At 71.5% G+C, this 16,371-nt stretch carries 16 protein-coding genes; 8 read left to right on the top strand and 8 right to left on the bottom strand.

The features are described 5' to 3' along the window. The coding region (locus tag ABTZ54_RS28255) for an isocitrate lyase/phosphoenolpyruvate mutase family protein (RefSeq protein WP_351668376.1) at positions 1–375 on the bottom strand (375 nt) is incomplete at its 3' end. 101 nt (positions 376–476) lie between these two features. On the opposite strand from ABTZ54_RS28255, the gene ABTZ54_RS28250 reads away from it, so the two are divergent. The 5 genes from ABTZ54_RS28250 to ABTZ54_RS28230 all read left to right on the top strand — a co-directional run bounded on the left by ABTZ54_RS28250 (position 477) and on the right by ABTZ54_RS28230 (position 4,200). Continuing rightward, on the top strand, positions 477–662 hold the full coding sequence (locus ABTZ54_RS28250) for a hypothetical protein (protein WP_351668374.1): 186 nt from the start codon (positions 477–479) through the stop codon (positions 660–662). Positions 663–1,873: 1,211 nt separating this feature from the next. Further along, a complete protein-coding gene (locus tag ABTZ54_RS28245; protein WP_351668372.1) occupies positions 1,874–2,383 on the top strand; it encodes a GNAT family N-acetyltransferase in 510 nt (169 codons plus the stop codon). Beyond that, positions 2,380–2,883: an NUDIX domain-containing protein gene (locus ABTZ54_RS28240; RefSeq protein ID WP_351668370.1), complete on the top strand. Its 504-nt coding sequence runs from the start codon at positions 2,380–2,382 to the stop codon at positions 2,881–2,883. Before ABTZ54_RS28245 ends, ABTZ54_RS28240 begins: the two co-directional genes overlap by 4 nt. A 397-nt stretch (positions 2,884–3,280) precedes the next feature. Continuing rightward, positions 3,281–3,802 carry a DUF6624 domain-containing protein gene (locus ABTZ54_RS28235; protein ID WP_351668368.1) on the top strand — a complete coding sequence of 174 codons (522 nt, stop codon included), beginning with the start codon at positions 3,281–3,283 and terminating at the stop codon, positions 3,800–3,802. Positions 3,803–3,960: 158 nt separating this feature from the next. After that, complete coding sequence (locus ABTZ54_RS28230) at positions 3,961–4,200, top strand: double zinc ribbon domain-containing protein (RefSeq protein ID WP_351668366.1); 240 nt, start codon at positions 3,961–3,963, stop codon at positions 4,198–4,200. A 66-nt stretch (positions 4,201–4,266) separates the two neighbouring features. On the opposite strand, the gene ABTZ54_RS28225 is transcribed toward ABTZ54_RS28230, so the two are convergent. Then, positions 4,267–4,596 carry an ArsR/SmtB family transcription factor gene (locus ABTZ54_RS28225; protein WP_351668388.1) on the bottom strand — a complete coding sequence of 110 codons (330 nt, stop codon included), beginning with the start codon at positions 4,594–4,596 and terminating at the stop codon, positions 4,267–4,269. Between the two features lie 178 nt (positions 4,597–4,774). Between ABTZ54_RS28225 and ABTZ54_RS28220 the strand changes: the two genes are divergently transcribed. Continuing rightward, entirely contained in the window at positions 4,775–5,149 is a 375-nt protein-coding gene (locus tag ABTZ54_RS28220) for an iron chaperone (protein ID WP_351668364.1), read from the top strand. On the opposite strand, the gene ABTZ54_RS28215 is transcribed toward ABTZ54_RS28220, so the two are convergent. The 4 genes from ABTZ54_RS28215 to ABTZ54_RS28200 are packed head-to-tail and all read right to left on the bottom strand — an operon-like array spanning position 5,089 to position 8,166. After that, complete coding sequence (locus ABTZ54_RS28215) at positions 5,089–5,526, bottom strand: STAS domain-containing protein (RefSeq protein WP_351668362.1); 438 nt, start codon at positions 5,524–5,526, stop codon at positions 5,089–5,091. The two genes, ABTZ54_RS28220 and ABTZ54_RS28215, sit on opposite strands and share 61 nt — an antisense overlap. A 47-nt stretch (positions 5,527–5,573) precedes the next feature. Further along, positions 5,574–6,017, bottom strand: coding sequence for an ATP-binding protein (locus ABTZ54_RS28210; RefSeq protein ID WP_351668360.1), 444 nt, complete (start codon positions 6,015–6,017; stop codon positions 5,574–5,576). After that, the gene (locus ABTZ54_RS28205; protein WP_351668358.1) at positions 6,014–6,442 is read right to left on the bottom strand and encodes a pyridoxamine 5'-phosphate oxidase family protein; all 429 of its coding nucleotides are present in this window, start codon (positions 6,440–6,442) and stop codon (positions 6,014–6,016) included. Before ABTZ54_RS28205 ends, ABTZ54_RS28210 begins: the two co-directional genes overlap by 4 nt. Next, positions 6,439–8,166: a SulP family inorganic anion transporter gene (locus tag ABTZ54_RS28200; RefSeq protein WP_351668356.1), complete on the bottom strand. Its 1,728-nt coding sequence runs from the start codon at positions 8,164–8,166 to the stop codon at positions 6,439–6,441. Before ABTZ54_RS28200 ends, ABTZ54_RS28205 begins: the two co-directional genes overlap by 4 nt. A 325-nt stretch (positions 8,167–8,491) precedes the next feature. Here ABTZ54_RS28200 and ABTZ54_RS28195 point away from each other — a divergent pair, with 325 nt between their 5' ends. Both ABTZ54_RS28195 and ABTZ54_RS28190 read left to right on the top strand, forming a co-directional pair. Then, the gene (locus ABTZ54_RS28195; RefSeq protein ID WP_351668354.1) at positions 8,492–9,892 is read left to right on the top strand and encodes a DHA2 family efflux MFS transporter permease subunit; all 1,401 of its coding nucleotides are present in this window, start codon (positions 8,492–8,494) and stop codon (positions 9,890–9,892) included. Between the two features lie 205 nt (positions 9,893–10,097). Continuing rightward, the gene (locus ABTZ54_RS28190; RefSeq protein WP_351668352.1) at positions 10,098–10,625 is read left to right on the top strand and encodes an RICIN domain-containing protein; all 528 of its coding nucleotides are present in this window, start codon (positions 10,098–10,100) and stop codon (positions 10,623–10,625) included. Positions 10,626–10,679: 54 nt separating this feature from the next. Here the strand turns inward: ABTZ54_RS28190 and ABTZ54_RS28185 are convergent, their stop codons facing one another. Both ABTZ54_RS28185 and ABTZ54_RS28180 read right to left on the bottom strand, forming a co-directional pair. Next, positions 10,680–14,060 (bottom strand): FlgD immunoglobulin-like domain containing protein, encoded by a 3,381-nt coding sequence (locus tag ABTZ54_RS28185; RefSeq protein ID WP_351668350.1) that lies wholly within the window; start codon positions 14,058–14,060, stop codon positions 10,680–10,682. 191 nt (positions 14,061–14,251) lie between these two features. Beyond that, entirely contained in the window at positions 14,252–16,210 is a 1,959-nt protein-coding gene (locus ABTZ54_RS28180) for a S53 family peptidase (protein WP_351668348.1), read from the bottom strand. Positions 16,211–16,371: the final 161 nt, after the last annotated feature.

Below are 16,371 nucleotides of genomic sequence, written 5' to 3'. Positions count from 1 at the left end.
GGCCTGCTCGGCGACGGAGCGCAGGGTGTCCTCCAGGTTGATCCCCACGGCTCCGGCCGCGAGGACGCCTCGGACGGTCTCGGCCACGCCGTCGGAGTCGGTCGCGTAGCCACGTTCGATGTCGGCAGTGACCGGTACGTCCACAGCGGCCGCGATCCGGGTGATCGCACCAAGCGCCTGATCGCGGGTCATGTGATCGCCGTCGCCGTGGCCGAGCGACCAAGCGACCCCGGCGCTGGTGGTCGCGATCGCAGCAGCGCCCGCATCCGCCACCACACGGGCGGAAGCGCCGTCCCAGGCATTGGGCAGGACCAGCGGCTTGCCTGGTACATGCAAGGAACGGAACAGCTGCGCCCTATCAAGAAGTGTCGCCATGAGCAGCATTGCACCACGAGAGCCGGCCGAACGATCACGGCGGGCACACCTCGCCGACACCATGATCCGCCGGACAGACCCTAGGCCGGTCCCGGAGCGGCATGCTGAAGGGGCTGTTGGCCAAGCTGGGCGACGCGTACGTGGTGACGATGCTGGTCGACGACAGCCACGATGTTCTGCGGCTCAGAGCGGTCGTCCGCATCACCGCCTGGACGGGCACCCTGACCAACCCGGAAGCGAAGCTGTGCATCATTCCCGGCCTGCTACCAGTCGGCCGTACCGGGTGAACCGACCGAGGCCGACCGCCTGCGCGCGGGCGATTGCCCAGACGGTCATCGACGGCGGCTGGGCCCCTTCCGAGCCGGTTCAGACGGCCCTGCGGACCAGGCCGTCGTCTCCTGGCGCGACGAAGCGGGAGCGGCGATCGGTTCAGTGTCCGCGGCCTGGCTCCGAGCCGACATGGTCGAGAGCCTGTGCCAGAAGCCGGATGCGATCGTGTTTGAAGCAGGGGCCCGGCGGCTACACCGCTGAATTGATCGCCCATGTCTCCGGACCCGACTGGCGCGTGCTCACTCACCATTGACGTCGATCCGTGGGTCGTGCGCCGCACCGGCCAGTTCACCATGGAGGCGGGCGGCGAACGCGTACCCCCCTCCCCTTCGTAACTGGCACGGCCCTCGGGTGCCGCGTGGCGGCTTCGACGCCGCTGTGATCACGTACAACTGCGGGGACATCGCCCCGGCCTGGCGGGATCAACTGGCCGACGGCGGCCTTCTCGTCCTGCCGCTGGAGATTGGCGGCTGCAACCGGTTGTTAGCCTTCGAGCGGCGCGGCCAGGTGCTGCACGCTCGCCGCTTCACGCACTGCGGCTTCGTCCGCGGCCAAGGGGCAGCAGGCTCGCGCCATCCCAGTCGTCCACCTTCTCGACGGCGGACGGACGCTCCGTTTCGAGCACGGCACCGCCGCCACCGCCACAGCATGCCTGGAAGAGGCGCTGCGCGGGCCCCGGCATGAGGATGCCAACGGCGTGTCCATGGCGGCGAGCACCTACTTCGGCTACGCGACGCACCCGCAATCCTCGGAGACGCTTCGGTCGCCTACCTGATCTACATGGGGAACTGTCCGGGCCTGGGACCGCCATGTGCGAGCCGACGACGACGATGGCCAGGCCGATCCCGCCCTGATGGTCCACCCGGCAGGAACGCCCGACGATCTGCTGCCCGCCGGGAATGTGCTGGAAAGGGAGTGCTGCCGCCTGGTGTTCCGATGGCCCGGGCATGACCAGGAGTGTTCACCGGGCCCAAGGGGTACGAGTGGAGAGGGCGGGTGCGGTCCATGGAGCCGTTGACCGCCTGCGGTGACCACCGCTGGGACCCAAGACCCCGGCGTCCCGACCGGGCCTCAGCTCGCCGTCCTCCCCCGCCACCGCCCCGAGGTCGTCCGTGACCGCCAACCTGGCGTGCCACGCCACTGGACCGTCCGCTGGAGGTACTCGTCCATGACCCACGCCCCTCGCACACCCACCTCGGCTGCTGCCCCGCGGCGCGGGACGCCTGACGACGCCGCCGAGATCAGCCGGCTGCGCTCGGCGTACGTCCTGTCCGATCCTCTGGACGGCGAATGGGTGCGCAGGACTCGCGATCACCTCGCCGGGCGGCTCGGGCCCTCGGGCGACGCACGCGCCTACGTGATCGACGCGGCGACCGGCGGCCTCGCCGCCTGCGCCGTCGGCTTCATCCACCCCGTCCTGCCCGCCCCGCGCTACCCCCTCGGCCTGGCCGCCCGTATCCACGTCGTGGCCACCGAGCCCGCCTACCGGCGCCGCGGGTTCGCCCGGGCCGCCGTGTCCGCGCTGCTGGAGCACCTGGCAGCGGACGGGGTCACCCTCTTCGAGCTGCACGCCAGCACGGAGGCGACCCCGTTGTACGAAGAGCTCGGGTTCGTGAGCGAGCCGGCCTTGATGCGCATGACGCGCCTCGCCCCCAAGTCCGTAGGGGGCGAGCGGTGAGCGGCCCATGGCTGCCCGTCGAGGAGTACGCGGCGACGCTGCCGAAGGCCACCGTGTTCGGCAGCCTGTTCTTCACAGACGAGTGCGACCGGCCCGTGCACCTGCACGCCACCTACAGCGCGGAGCACCCCTGGCAGTGGCCGGGCGGTACGTCCGAGCCGGGCGAGAGGCCGTGGGACACGGCGGTTCGGGAGACGGCGGAGGAGACCGGGCTCCTGGTGCCCGGTCCTGCGAAGCTGCTGGCGGCGGTCTTCGGACTGCCCGGCGCGGCATGGCCGTACGCCACCTCAGGTTTCGTATTCGACGGCGGGCGACTCACCGACCGGCAGGTCGCGGGCATCACCCTGGCGCCCGAGGAACACGATGAGGTCCGGGCACTGCGGCTTCACCAGTGGCGGGGGCTGATGCCCGCCCACGACTTCGCCCGGCTGGCGGCTGTCATGAACGCCCGGCGGACGGGGGTGGCGGCCTACTTCGACACATGGGACTGGGACGGGTGACGCCAGGTCCGGATCTCGCCAAGCAGTGCGCGAAGCTCTATCGGACCGAATCCCTGCACGTCCCGGTCCTGATCCCGGCGCATTGTTGGTGTCGACGGACCGGCGGCGTGGTCGAACCGCCGCTGGCCGGCCTCTGCCTGTGCTCATGCTGCTTGGGAGGTGGCCATCCGTACCTGACCCTGTGCTTACGGCGACTTCGCCTATCAGGTCCCAGACTGGTGCAGTTGCCGGGACGAACACCGCATCAGCAGAAGCCCGACGGTGAGCGCCCACCCCGTGATCGATCCCATGGGCCACTCCTGCCGCCACGAGGCACCGTCGTGGGCGCACTTGGACCTCGCGCCAGACGCGGCTCGTGCATGACCGACCCGGGCACGCACACAACGGAAGGAGCGATATGTCCAGTACTGGGACGAACAGCGGCGGGACACGGCCCGAGCTCGCGGAAGAGCTCCGGGCGCGGGCGGGCGCCGATCAAGAGGCCCGCCGACAGGGCGATGGGCCGGCAATACAGAGAGTCGACGCCGACAACACTGCCTGGTTCAAGCGGCTTGTCGACACCTGCGGCTGGCCGGGGCGGACCCTGGTCGGCGAGGAAGGGGCCGACGCGGCCTGGCTCCTTGCCCAACACGCCGACGGTGACCCCACGTTCCAAGAGGCGGCTCTTGGGCTGCTGGCCGAGGCGGCCAAGCGCGGCGAAGCTCCCGGTCGGCACGTCGCCTATTTGACCGACCGCTGCCAAGTCGCCAGGGGCGAGCCCCAGACCTACGGCACGCAGTACGGGCCGGGCCCGGGTGGCGAGCTGGCTCTTCAGCCGGTCGTCGAAGCCGGCAGTCTCGACCAGCGCCGAGCGAGTGTCGGGCTCGGACCACACGTCGAGTACGACGCGCTGATGCGTCGGCGATACGGGACCACCTGACGCGGTGGTGAGTGGCGGACGGGGCTGACCCGCCAATCCGTCGCCCTCCCCCACACGGTGCCGCAGGGCATGCGGCCGTGTCGGGGCCGTGATGGCATCGGCAGCAGGTGGGGCCTCCGCCGCCACCCCTCTCGTCACCCGCCCCTGGAGGCGACGTGATGGCAGCTGAACGGCATGGCTCGTGCCCGTACTGCAAAGAGCAGATCAACGCCGAGGCCAGTCGGTGCCCGTCGTGCGGTTCGCGGGTCACGCCGACGGAACCTGGGCACGGCGGGACGTGTCCGTACTGCAGGGAAGACGTCCACCCCGAAGCCGTCGTGTGCAAGCACTGCCGTTCGGATCTCCGTCGCGGGGGTGGTCGTCCATCTCCCCGCGTGCGAGCGCCTCCACCACGATGACCTGCGCATCGCCGCACGCACCGCGGGCCTGGGAGGGAGCCCGTCCGGCTGCCGGTTGCTATCGGGTCACTGCGTGGCCCGTAGGCCCGCTAGGAGTTCTGCCTGTCCTTGGAGGACGCCCGTGAGGATGCCGCGGGCCACGTGCAGGAGGTCGGCCAGGTCGGGGCTGGCCAGGCGGTAGTAGACGTTTGAGCCCTCGCGGCGGGTGGTTACCAGGTTCGCCTTGCGTAGGACGGCGAGTTGCTGGGACAGGGCCGCCGGCTCGACGCCTACCTGGGGGAGCATCTCGGCGACCGCTTGCTCACGTACGCTCAGCAGCTCCAGGACGCGGATGCGGACGGGGTGGCCGAGGGTCTTGAAGAAGTCGGCCTTCAGCTGGTAGAGGGGTGGGTCCAGCGGTCCGGGGGCCTTGGTCGTCTTCTGCGTGCGCGTCCTTGGCACCTTGGTCCACCTTGGCTTTCTCCTTGAGGGCCGTCTTGCTGCCGTGTCGTGGTGCCGGCCCCTGCACTGCCGTTCACCTCCACAATTGCAGATTTCTGCAAGCCGTGGGCCCGCCCCCCCTAGAATCGTGACCATGGCCAAGTCCTCCGCTTCCGACGTCGACGGGTACCTTGCCGAGCTCTCCGGTGTCTCCGATGACCGCCTCTCCGCGTTGATCCGGCTGCGGGAGTTGTGCCGGGCCGAGCTGACCGGTTTCGGCGAGACCATCGCGTACGGCATGCCCGCGTACATCCGTGGCGGGACCGCGGAGGTCGCGTTCGCCAATCAGAAGCAGTACGTCTCCCTCTATCTCATGCGCCCCGACGTCGTCGAGGCGTTCGCGGACCGGCTGGTCGGCCAGGACATGGGCAAGGGCTGCATCCGCTTCCGCAGGCCCGCCACGATCGACTACGACCTCGTACGTGAGCTCCTGGCCGCCGTCGCCCGGGCGCCGGGGCCGGTCTGCTGAACCGGCTCGGTGACATTGCTCCCGTACGCGTGCGGTGTGTGCGTGGGGTGGGCGGCTAGCGCGGTCGGCAGGTCGGGGTGGACCGGGATGTCGGGGCCGGGGCCGGTGGGGACGAGGGAGCCGTCGGCGGGGATCGCCGCCAGTTCCATGCTCCGGCCCGCACCAGCCAGGCGGCGGGCGGCGTCGGTGACCGCGAACTGCCCTGTCGGGGACCAGCCCCTGAGGGCGGTCAAGTCCACGACGACCGGGCCTGTGCCCCGGGCCAGGGTCCAGCCGACCGCTCCGGCGAACCGGTCCACGGCCTGGTCGCCGAGGTAGCCGGCCAGGGCGAGCACGCCCAGGTGGCCGTGGTCGGTGTACTGCCACTCGATCGTCATCGTCGTTCTTCCTTCCGTATCGGTTAACGGGTTCGCGGGTTAGCGGGTTATAGGGGCAGGGTGATCCAGACGGCCTTGCCCGGTCCGTTGCCGTAGCCCTCACCGTCGGCGCGTACCACGACAGTCCCGCCCAGTTCCATCACCGTCCGCGCCACCAACGCCAGGCCGCTCCCCGGGGCCGTGGCCAGGGCCTGGTAGACGGCGGGCTGGTACGGGTGGTGGTCGTGGACGGCGAAGGCGAGGGTGTTGGGGCCGTGGGCGAAGATCACCGTGAATGTCTGCGAGGCCTCGGCGGCGTGTCGGACGGTGTTGGTGGCCAGTTCCGACAGCACCAGCAGGGCCGGGCCCACGGACGGGTGCGCGAGGCCTACGCCGCACTCGACGAGGACCAGCTCGGCGGTCTCGCGCACCATCCGTACCGCCGAGCCCATGACCGGGAGGGACAGGACATGCCGGTAGGGCAGGCGCTCGCCCCGTGCGACGGCCGTCATGACGCATCCGGGGTACGGGTACGGGGGCGGGCGAGGCGGAAGCCGGTGATCGACTGCGGGGTCAGGCGCAGCAGGGTGTCGTGGGGGCCGTGGGACCAGCCTGGCAGGGTCCGTCGGTAGTGGGCGGCCTCGTCCTGGTCGGTGATCAGGTCGGCGGGGCCGTGGGCGGTGACGGTCCAGCCGGTGCCGGCGGGGTGGCGGATGTCCTCGCAGTGGTAGGTGAGGCGGGTGCGGGACAGGACGGCCAGGGGCTGGACGGGCGTACGGAGGATCAGGCGGCCGTGTTCGAGGTCGTGGCTCGCCGGGCGGATCATCGCCTGGTCGCGCTGGATGTAGACGAGGCGGCCGGTCCCGGCGCCTTCGAGGAGCCACAGGGCCTCGGCACCGGAGATCTCCAGCATCGTCCGCTCGGCGGGAGGGGTCATCGGTCGGCCTTCCGGGGACGGTGCGGGGCGTGGTGGCGTACGGGGAGCAGTCCGGCCTGTTCGAGCAGCTTGCGCGCCGCGGCGATGGCCTCCGGCGTCGTGGCGTACTCCTGGCCGTCGGGGTGCAGCAGCTGAAGGGTGCCGGTGGAGGCGAGGACCTGGCGCTGGGCGGGCCGGATCCCGGAGGCCAGCACGGTGATGCCCCGCCGGCGCAGCTTGTCGACGGCGTCCTTGAGGACGAGGGCGCCGGTGGCGTCGATCGTGGTGACGTGGGACATGCGGAGGATCACCACCCGCACGTCGGCCACCTCCGACAGCTGGAGGAGGAAGCGGTGCGCGCCCGCGAAGAAGACCGGGCCGTCGATCCGGTACGCGACGATGTGCTCGGCGAGCAGGGCGTGTTCCTCGTCGCTGTGCTCGCCGGGCAGATCCGGGCGGAAGTCGACCTGGTTCAGGCGGGCCTGGCGCGCGACCGCGCGCAGCGCCAGTGCCCCGGCGACCGCCAGGCCGATGATGACGGCGTAGACGAGGTCGAGGACCAGGGTGGCCGCTGCGGTCAGAACCAGGACGGTCGCGTCGGAGCGGGTGGCGCGGGCTATCGCTTTGAGCGAGCCGGTCTCGACCATCCGGATCGCGGTCGCCAGCAGCACCCCGGCCAGCGCCGCCAGCGGGATACGGGACACCAGCGGGGCCGCGGCGAACACGATCGCGCCGAGCACGACCGCGTGGGTCAGGGCCGCGAGGCGGGACGTCGCGCCGGTGCGGACGTTCACGGCCGTACGGGCTATCGCCGCGGTCGCGGGGACGCCGCCGAACAGCGGGGCGGCCAGGTTCGCCACGCCCTGTCCGAACAGCTCCCGGTCCGGGTCGTGCTTCTGTCCGACCGTCATGCCGTCGGCGACCGTCGCCGAGAGGAGTGACTCCAGCGCCGCCAGAGCCGCGACCGCCACCGCCGGCGCCAGCAGCGACCCGAGGGCCGAGAGGTCGAGGAAGGCGAGCGAAGGGGCGGGGAGGCCTGCGGGCAGGTCGCCGATCGGGGCCGCCCCGTCCAGGTGGAAGAGCTCCACCACGATCGTCGCCACGATCACGGCGACGATCGAGAACGGCACGGTCGGGCGCCACCGCGCCCCGGTCAGCATCACCGCCGCGACCCCTGCCGAGAGGGCGAGCGCGGTCCAGTTCGGCGCCTGGGCGAAGGCGGTGACCGCGCGCCAGGCGACCGCGAGGACCTTCTCGCCGTCCGGCTTGTCGACCCCGAGGGCGTTCGGGATCTGCTGGAGTCCGATCACGCACGCGATGCCGAGGGTGAAGCCTTCCACGACCGGCGCGGGGACGTAGGCCATGGTGCGGCCGGCCTTCAGGAGGGCCAGGGCGATCAGCAGGACGCCGGCCATCAGCCCGACGGTCAGGACCCCACCGGGCCCGTACTGGGCGACGATCGGGACAAGGACGACGGTCATCGCTCCCGTCGGTCCGGACACCTGGAGGTTCGAGCCGCCCAGCAGCGCGGCCAGCGCGCCGGCCACCACCGCGGTCGCGAGACCGGCCTGCGCGCCGAGGCCGGAGGAGACGCCGAAGCCGAGCGCGAGGGGCAGGGCGACGATCGCGACCGTCAGCCCGGCGAGTAGGTCACGGCGCGGGTCACGGGCCATCACCGTGTAGTCGGCGCGCGTGGGCAGGAGTGCCGCGACCCGGCGGGTGAGGCGGAGGAGCGGACGGTTCATGAGGTCGCCCCGCGCAGCTCCGACACGTCGGCGTCGGCCGGCCCGTACACGACTGACGCCTCGTCACGCCTGGGCGGCACGATCCCCGACCGGCGCGGCCCGTCCCGCAACAGCTCCAGCACCCCGCTCCCCCTCCGTCCCTTCTCGTCGACTCCGTGCCTCGGGTCCGCCTCCACGGCCACATGACACTACAGGCACATAAGAATGTATTGAATTGCAGAATTCTGCAATTCGCTTGCCGTATCCGCAATTTTCTTTGCGGCCTCCCATCCCCTCGTCCGAACCTGGGCGGCATCCGGACAGTCGAGTTGAAGGGGGAACGCACATGCTCACTACGCCCTTGGTCGCTCCAGCCGCCCCGCTGAGCGCGCGGCGGCGCTGGACGGTGCTCGGGGTCTGCGCGCTCAGCATGTTCCTGGTGGGTGTCGACGCCACCATCGTCAACGTGGGGCTGCCGGAGATCGGGCGCGGGCTCGGTGTCGGCACCCACGGTCTCGAATGGGTCGTGGACGCCTACACCGTGGTCATGGCCAGTCTGCTCATCGTCTCCGGCGCTCTCGCCGACCGCTTCGGGCGCCGTCGGGTCTTCCGCCTCGGGCTGATCGTCTTCGGCGTGGCCTCTCTCGCGTGCGCCCTCGCGCCGTCCCTCGGCGTACTCGTGGCGGCGAGGGCCGTCCAGGGGGTCGGGGCCTCGATGCTGAGTCCGGTGGCCCTGGCGATCGTGGTGAGCGCGACGCCCGACCCACGGGAACGGGCCCGCGCGATCGGGGTGTGGGCCTCGGTGTTCGGGCTGAGCATGGCGGCGGGTCCGGTCGCCGGTGGGGCGCTGATCGGCGCGTTCGGCTGGCGTTCGGTGTTCTGGATCAACGCGCCGGTGGTGCTCCTCGCCCTCGTCCTGGTCGCCCTCTTCGTGCCGGAGTCGCGTGGAGCGCGTGCCCGGCGCCTCGACCTGCCCGGTCAGTTGCTCCTCACCGTGGCGCTCTGTCTCACCGTCGGTCTTCTCATCGAAGGGCCCCGCATCGGCTGGACGTCGCCCGCGGCCCTCTCCGGTTACGTGCTGACGGCGGTCGCCACGGCCGGATTCATCCTGGTCGAACTCCGGCACGACGAGCCGCTGATGGACCTCGGGCTGTTCCGAAGGCCGCCGTTCGTCACGGCGGTTCTCGGCGCGACGGCGGTCTTCGTCGCCCTCAACGTGACCCTGCTGCTCAGCACCCTCTACCTCCAGCAGGCCCGTGGCTGGACGCCGCTCGCCAGCGGCGCCGCGACCCTGCCGCTGGCGCTCGGGGCCACGGTGTGCGCGCCCTGGTCCGGCATCCTGGTGGGCCGGATCGGGCCCAGGCGTCCGCTGCTCCTCGCCGGTGGGTTCATCGCCGCCGGTGGTCTGTGCCTGCTGGGCCTCGACGGGGACACCAGCGTGTCGGTGATCCTGCTCGCGTTCCTGCTGATCGGCATCGGGTTCGGGTTCGCCAACGCCCCGCTCACCAACACCGCGGTCGCCGGTCTGCCGCCGTCCCGGGCCGGCGTGGCGGGGGCGATCACGTCCACCTCGCGCCAGGTCGGCGTCGCGGTCGGCATCGCCGTCGCCGGCGGCCTGGTCGCGGGCGCCGGGCCGGCCGAGCTGGCCTCGGCGGGCCGTCCGGGCTGGCTGATCGTGTCGGTGTGCGGGCTCGTGCTTCTCGGCGTGGGCCGCGTTGCCGGGCGTAGGCCCACCCCGGGCCGGTAGGGGCGGCGGCTCCTCGTCCCGTCGGCTACTCCCCCACCCGGTGGAATCAAACGTCCCGTGGAATCAAACGTCCCGTGGAATTAAACGTCCCAGCGCTTCGGGACTTCCACCTCATGCGCCTGGGACGCCCCTGCGCGCAAGCTCCCTGGTGTAGGTCTCGCCGCCGCACCGTGCGGCGCGAGGCATCGACCCGGAGGGGGACACCATGAACATGAGCCGTGCCGTCAAGAGAGCCGCCGCCGCGCTGGTGGGCGGTCTGCTCATCGCGTCGACGGCCACCACCGCCCATGCGGTCGCGTCCGGCGCGCAGGCCACCGGCGGGACGAAGATCCGCAGCGAGTACCGGATGCTGTGGATGGACGTGGAGGGCGCGTCCTTCGCCGACGGGGCCCGCGTGATCCAGTGGGGCAGCGACGACAGCCTGCCCAACCAGCGGTTCGACTTCGTCGCGGACAGCGACGGCACCTACGCGATCGTCGCGCGCCACAGCGGCAAGTGCCTCGACGTGTTCGACGCCAGCCAGGCCGACGGCGCCGGGCTCATCCAGTGGCCCTGCAACGGGGACACCAACCAGAAGTGGCGTCTGGAGAGCGTTTCGGGCGGCGGCCTCCAGCTGCGAGCCGTGCACAGCGGCAAGTGCCTGGAGGCGTCGTGGAACGGCAGCTGGGGCCAGCAGGTGCGCCAGTACTCGTGCAACGGCGCCGTCAACCAGCGGTGGACCCTCTGGTCCTGAACCCGAAGGGGGCCGGGTGAACACCCGGCCCCCAGGCAGTCCCTGACCGGTCGGTCAGAGGCTGTAGTACCCGGCGACGTCGGCCAGGAGGTCGACGCTGCCGCTGCGGTTGTAGAAGGTGACCTTGCCGTCCTTCACCGGGACGACGACCAGGTTCGGGACGGTCTGCCCCGCGACCACGTTCAGGTTCGACGCACTCGTCCGGGTCGTCCCGTACGGGTAGACCGACACGAACGTCGACGCCGTCGGGTTCGTCGCCGTCACGTTCAGAACGACGGCGGTCACCCCCTCAGCAGGGACACCGCCCCGACCCGCGACCGTCAGGGTGACCGTCTGGTCCGCGCCCACCTTCGCCTTGGCGACGCCGACGCCGGAGCGGGTGTCCATCACCCGGGCCGGGGTCACCGCCTCGTACAGCGAACCCTTGGTCCCGCTGGTGTAGTACCCGGCGACGTCGGCGAGCAGGTCGACGCTGCCGTTGCGGTTGTAGAAGGTGACCTTGCCTTCGTCGACCGGGACGACGACGAGGTTCGGAACGGTCTGGCCCGCGACCACGTTCAGGTTGGACGCGCTCGTCCGGGTCGTCCCGTACGGGTAGACCGACACGAACGTCGACGCCGTCGGGTTCGTCGCCGTCACGTTCAGAACGACGGCGGTCACCCCCTCAGCAGGGACACCGCCCCGACCCGCCACGGTCAGGGTGACCGTCTGGTCCGCGCCCACCTTCGCCTTGGGCACGCCGACGCCGGAGCGGGTGTCCATCAGCCGGGCCGGCGTCACCGGCTCGTACAGCGAGCCCGTCTGGCCCAGCCAGTAGTAGCCGGCGATGTCGGCCAGGAGGTCGACGCTGCCGCTGCGGTTGTAGAAGGTGACCTTGCCGTCCTTCACCGGGACGACGACGAGGTTCGGGACGGTCTGCCCCGCGACCACGTTCAGGTTCGACGCGCTCGTCCGGGTCGTCCCGTACGGGTAGACCGACACGAACGTCGACGCCGTCGCGCTCGTCGCCGTCACGTTCAGGGTCACGGCCGAGACGCCGATCGAGTCCGGGACCCCGCCGTTTCCGGCGATCTGGAGGGTGACCGTCTCGCCCGGGCCGACCTTCCTCTTGGCCACGCCGACACCGGAACGGGTGTCCATGACCCTGGTCGGCGTCACCGGCTGGTAGCGGCCGGAGGCCGCCGAGGTCAGCCGGGTCAGCGCGACCTCGCCGTACAGGTCCAGGGACGGGCTGGACATCTCGTACTCGGGTACGGCGGTCAGCGACCAGTGGTAGACGCCGTCGGGCATCGGCCGACCTGCCGAGTCCGTGCCGTCCCAGTTCACCTCCAGCGCGCCGCGGACCTGCCAGCCCTGCATCGTGCGCACCTGGCCCCTGTCGCTCTGGAAGGTGACGGTCCAGCGGCTGACGGGCTTGGAGAACCACCACTTCGCCGACCACTTCTGCGGTGTGGTCGCCTTGCGGTCCAGGAGCCCGGCGGGCTGCGTGGAGTCGACGAGGGTGACGACCGGCGTCCGTACGCCGGACGGTGTCACATGGGTGCGTTGCAGCTCGTCCACCCATGCCAGATGGCCGCCGAAGCGGTCCACGGCCCAGCCGAAGCCGGGCCGGGCGTCGGCCGGTCGGCCGACGGTCCGGGTCGTCCTGTCGGCGCCGCGCAACGGGGTCACCGAGAGGGTGCCGTCCTGGGCGTGGGCGATGTAGCCGTCCCCGAGGACCGCGGTGTCGTGGCCGGGCAGGGCGACGGTGGTCTTCGCGTCGAGGTCGGTGACGCCGGAGGTGGTGTCGCACTTCCAGTACGCGAGCCGGCCCCGTACCTGAAGGTCCTTCAGGTCGCAGTCGGAGAGCTTCACCGAGCGCAGGGTCGCGCCGGTGCGGACGTCGACGGCGTCGACCGTGCCGGGGGCGCCGCCGGTCGAGCTCTGCGACCAGAGGGTTCCGCCCTCCAGCGAGGTCGCCTGCCCGGTGAAACCGCCACGGGCGAAGACGATCTCGCCGGTGTCGAGGTCCAGGACCTTCTGCATGCCGTTCAGGGAGAGGAAGGAGGCGTACCGCCCCGAGGCCTCGACGTCACCGATGACGCCCCCCTCGACGACGGTGGTTCCGGGCAGCTGCTTGCCGGCGTCGACGACGACCAGGTTTTGGTGAACGTTCTGGTAGACGATCCGTCCGTCGCCCGTCGGTACGAGCGTGGGGCACTCGGACTCGTCCGCGCAGTGGGCGTCGAAGTCGCGGTCCGTGCCCCAGTCCTGCACCGGCTCGGCGCTGAGCGGGTCGGAGACGGAGAGCCGGGTACCCCGCAGGCGGGGCGTCTTCCACGGGATCTGGTCCACGGAGCTCAGCTCGCCCTGGGCGACCGCGATGCGGTGGCGGGAGGTGGGCACGAACGGGATCTGGTGGACCGTGTCGACGCGGAGCACGCCCATGTTGGCGTCGTTGCGGAGCGCGTGGACGGTACGGGTGACATCGGTGCCGAACCGGATGGCGAGCAGGCGCCCGTCCGGGGTGGGCCGGATGGTTCCGTGCACCTGGTCGAGGACGACGCGTCCCGGCCCGCCGTAGGTGGAGTACGCCGTCAGCGTGGACTCGTCGGGGTCGAAGGCCGAGCGGGCGATCACATCGTGGCCGACCATGCCGATCGGGGTGGTCTCCTCCGGCCAGTCCAGCTCGTAGAGGGGGGTCTGGCCGCCGTAGAGGCTCGCGTCCCAGACCTGGAGCCGCTTCTCAGGGGTGACGACGAAGACGTAGTCGCCCGCCGCGCTCACCTGCTGCGCGTTCTCCAGCGTCCACAGGCCGAGGGTCTCGGCCTTGATCCAGGCCGTCCGCCGCTGCCCGTCCAGCTTGTACGAGAGGAGGAAGCCCTTCGGGTTGGCCCCGCCCCCCACAGAGATGTCGGTGGTGCCTGGCCGGAAGCCCCAGACCGTGCGGTCCTTGGCGACTCCGTCGACGACGGACAGGGCGTGGACGGCGACGACCGCTCCGTCCTTGTACTCCCGGGTGATGACCTCGGTCCCCATCACGTCGGCGAACTCCTGGCCCGACGGGATGGTGACGGTCGTCTTCGTCCCGCCGAGGACATCGGTGAAGTCGACCTTGTCCTGCGCTCCGTTCAGCCGGGCGATCAGGTCGCGTCCGGTGCCGAAGAGCTGCGCGTCGGCGGGGCTCGCGTACGGGATGACCGCTCCCCCGTCGTACGGGACCCACTTGAGCCCCGTCTCCCGCTCTCCTCTGAGGAAGCCGGTGGAACCGGTCGCCTGCAGCCGTCCGGCGTACAGCTCCGCGTTCCGCTCGGCCGGAATCACGAGTTCGGCCGGAGCCGAGGGTGCCGCGGTCGCCGTGCCGGCGCCGAGTGGTGACACCGTGGCCAGCGCCGCCGTCAGCGCGACGGCTATCGCCGCGATACGCGCACGGCGGCGCGTTCGTATCTGTCGCAAAGAAGGGTCCCTCCCCGTATGCGTCCCTGCGGAGGTGAGGGCCGCGCTCCGCGCGGGGACCCCCCGGTCCATGCCCCCCACCTGCCTCAACTCCCCCGACAGTAACAGTGGGTCGCGGATGACGGAGGCCCCGGACACGTCGTGTCCGGGGCCTTCGTCCCTCTTCCGCCGTCCGCCTCGCGGCGGCGCTTCTAGCGCCGGGAGGCGAAGCGGTAGGAGTCCACGTAGCCGGGGGCCGGGGACCCGACCCCGGTGACCGCGTCGTAGCCGCGCACGGCGGTCAGCGAGCTGTCCTTGCCGAGGCTGCGCACCGAGGTGACCAGACCTTCGGAGGCGTCCGTGCCGTTCGCGAAGTCGTTGCGGGCGACGGCCAGATCACGGTCCTCGCCCAGCGGGTGGTCGGTGACGTCGTGGTAGAGCGGGGAGCCGTACCGGGCGTAGATGCCGGGGTTGGCGAAGCCGATCGGCAGGTGCCTGGCCTGCTGCGCCAGCGCCTGGACGCCCGCGACGACCGGGGCGGCCAGCGAGGTGCCGCCGATGCGGTACTCGTCGTACGACACGGAGCCGTCGGGCCAGGTCTGCGTCTGGCCGACCAGGAAGCCGGTGTTCGGGTCGGCGATGGCCGCGATGTCAGGAACCGTTCGCATCCGCGACGTGCCGGTCGCCTTGGCGAGCGCGTCGGGCACCACACCGCGCTGGTAGTCGGGCTGACGGACCGTCGCACTGGTGCCGCCGCCCGCTCCGCTGGTGTACGCGCCCGGGAAGCCGGTCCAGCTCGCGCCGTCCGCGGCGAGGGGCGCCTTGAGGGTGCCCCAGCCGGTCTCGAACTGGTAGCCGTCGTTCTTCCCGACGGCGAGCGAGGTGCCGCCGACCGCCGTCACCCAGGCCGAGTTGGCCGGGGTGTCGACCTGCTTGGTCCCGGTGTTGGCGACCTCGTCGCCGTCGTCGCCGGAGGAGAAGTAGAAGCCGATGCCCTCGATGGCGCCCAGCTTGAAGGTCCGGTCGTAGGCGGCCGCGATCTCCGGGGTCTCGTTGGCCTCGATGTCTCCCCAGGAGTTGGAGACGATGTCGGCGAGCCGCTTGTCGACGATCTTGTTGAGCGCGTCCAGCAGGTCCGGGTCGTTGCAGGAGGCTCCGGCGACGTAGACGACGTCGGCGTCCGGGGCGACGGCGTGCACGGCCTCGACGTCGAGGGTCTCCTCGCCGTACCAGCCGGACGCGTCGCAGTCCTCGGTGTGCGTGTACTCGGCCGGGGTGACCTGCCGGAGCTGGCCGGCGCGGTACGCCTTGTCGCCGTTGCGGGCGGCGTACGTCCGCGCGTCGGCCGCGATGGTCGGGCTGGCGTAGGCGTCGGTGATGGCCACGGTGACGCCCCGGCCGGTGTAGCCGCCCGCGCCGTAGGCGGCGCGCAGCTGCTTGCCGGTGTAGCCCTTGACCGCGTACGGGACCTTCGCGCCGTACGCGTCCGGGAGGGACTTCGCGATGCTCGACCCGTAGTACGTGGAGAAGGGGCCCGCGTTGCGGAATCCGGCGCCGGGGCCGGGCAGGGTGTCCTGGTGGGTGGAGCGGTGCGGGGCGTTGTCGAGGCCGGTCACCGTGAGCACCGCGTCCGCGAGGGCGCCCGGCGCGGAGGGGGTGGAGGTGGGGGCGCGGTAGACGGCCGAGCCCTTGCGGTAGTCGTGCAGCTGGGTCGCGAAGGCCTTCTGGGCGGCGGCCACGTCGCCCGAGACGGCTATGTAGTGCTCGTTCGTCCCGGTGACGGTGAGGCCGGACGCCTTGAGCCACCGCGTGACGGCCTCGACCTGCTGCGGCGTCGCGCCGAAGCGGGCGCGCACCTGGTCGGGCGTCAGATAGGCGCCGTAGAGCGCCGACTTCGGGTCGGAGACGGCCTCGGCGTAGGCGGTGAGGCCCCGGGGATCCCGTCCGGCCAGGTAGACGCGGGCGTCGACCCGCGCGGTCCGCGCGGTGCTGCCCTTGTCCGCGGCGTCGGTGGCCCAGCCGGGCCGGGCTCCCTCCAGCGCCACCCGGCCGCCGGGCACCGGAGTCGCGGCCTGCGCGGCCGGGATCCCGACGGCGAGTGCGCCGGCGAGCAGCGGCAGGGCCGCCGCGATGACCATTGATGTGCGCCGCATCGTACGGCTGCTTCCCATGTCTTCCCCTGTGGTGAGGCGTCCGCGAACTGCGCGCGGAGCGCGGCGGGTACGGCGCCACTCTTGTCAGGATCAGTTCACGCAGGGGGCAGGGGGTGATCAAGAGAGGTCAAAAACCTGTCAACGAAAAGGAATTGAGGGAAAGGGGGGCGGGCGGGGCC

It is taken from the genome of Streptomyces sp. NPDC094032 (genome assembly GCF_040303965.1).
GTDB lineage: Bacteria > Actinomycetota > Actinomycetes > Streptomycetales > Streptomycetaceae > Streptomyces.
Note: the sequence above shows the minus strand (reverse complement) of the source record. Positions and strands in the feature narration are given on the sequence as shown.

What these genes read in the sequence shown, in the direction of transcription:
- ABTZ54_RS28195 (WP_351668354.1), top strand. Translation starts at nt 8,492, where the DNA reads ATGCTCACTACGCCCTTGGTCGCTCCAGCCGCCCCGCTGAGCGCGCGG.
- ABTZ54_RS28210 (WP_351668360.1), bottom strand. Translation starts at nt 6,017, where the DNA reads ATGACGGCCGTCGCACGGGGCGAGCGCCTGCCCTACCGGCATGTCCTG.
- ABTZ54_RS28200 (WP_351668356.1), bottom strand. Translation starts at nt 8,166, where the DNA reads ATGAACCGTCCGCTCCTCCGCCTCACCCGCCGGGTCGCGGCACTCCTG.
- ABTZ54_RS28235 (WP_351668368.1), top strand. Translation starts at nt 3,281, where the DNA reads ATGTCCAGTACTGGGACGAACAGCGGCGGGACACGGCCCGAGCTCGCG.
- ABTZ54_RS28205 (WP_351668358.1), bottom strand. Translation starts at nt 6,442, where the DNA reads ATGACCCCTCCCGCCGAGCGGACGATGCTGGAGATCTCCGGTGCCGAG.
- ABTZ54_RS28180 (WP_351668348.1), bottom strand. Translation starts at nt 16,210, where the DNA reads ATGGGAAGCAGCCGTACGATGCGGCGCACATCAATGGTCATCGCGGCG.
- ABTZ54_RS28250 (WP_351668374.1), top strand. Translation starts at nt 477, where the DNA reads ATGCTGAAGGGGCTGTTGGCCAAGCTGGGCGACGCGTACGTGGTGACG.
- ABTZ54_RS28215 (WP_351668362.1), bottom strand. Translation starts at nt 5,526, where the DNA reads ATGACGATCGAGTGGCAGTACACCGACCACGGCCACCTGGGCGTGCTC.
- ABTZ54_RS28220 (WP_351668364.1), top strand. Translation starts at nt 4,775, where the DNA reads ATGGCCAAGTCCTCCGCTTCCGACGTCGACGGGTACCTTGCCGAGCTC.
- ABTZ54_RS28245 (WP_351668372.1), top strand. Translation starts at nt 1,874, where the DNA reads ATGACCCACGCCCCTCGCACACCCACCTCGGCTGCTGCCCCGCGGCGC.
- ABTZ54_RS28190 (WP_351668352.1), top strand. Translation starts at nt 10,098, where the DNA reads ATGAACATGAGCCGTGCCGTCAAGAGAGCCGCCGCCGCGCTGGTGGGC.
- ABTZ54_RS28230 (WP_351668366.1), top strand. Translation starts at nt 3,961, where the DNA reads ATGGCAGCTGAACGGCATGGCTCGTGCCCGTACTGCAAAGAGCAGATC.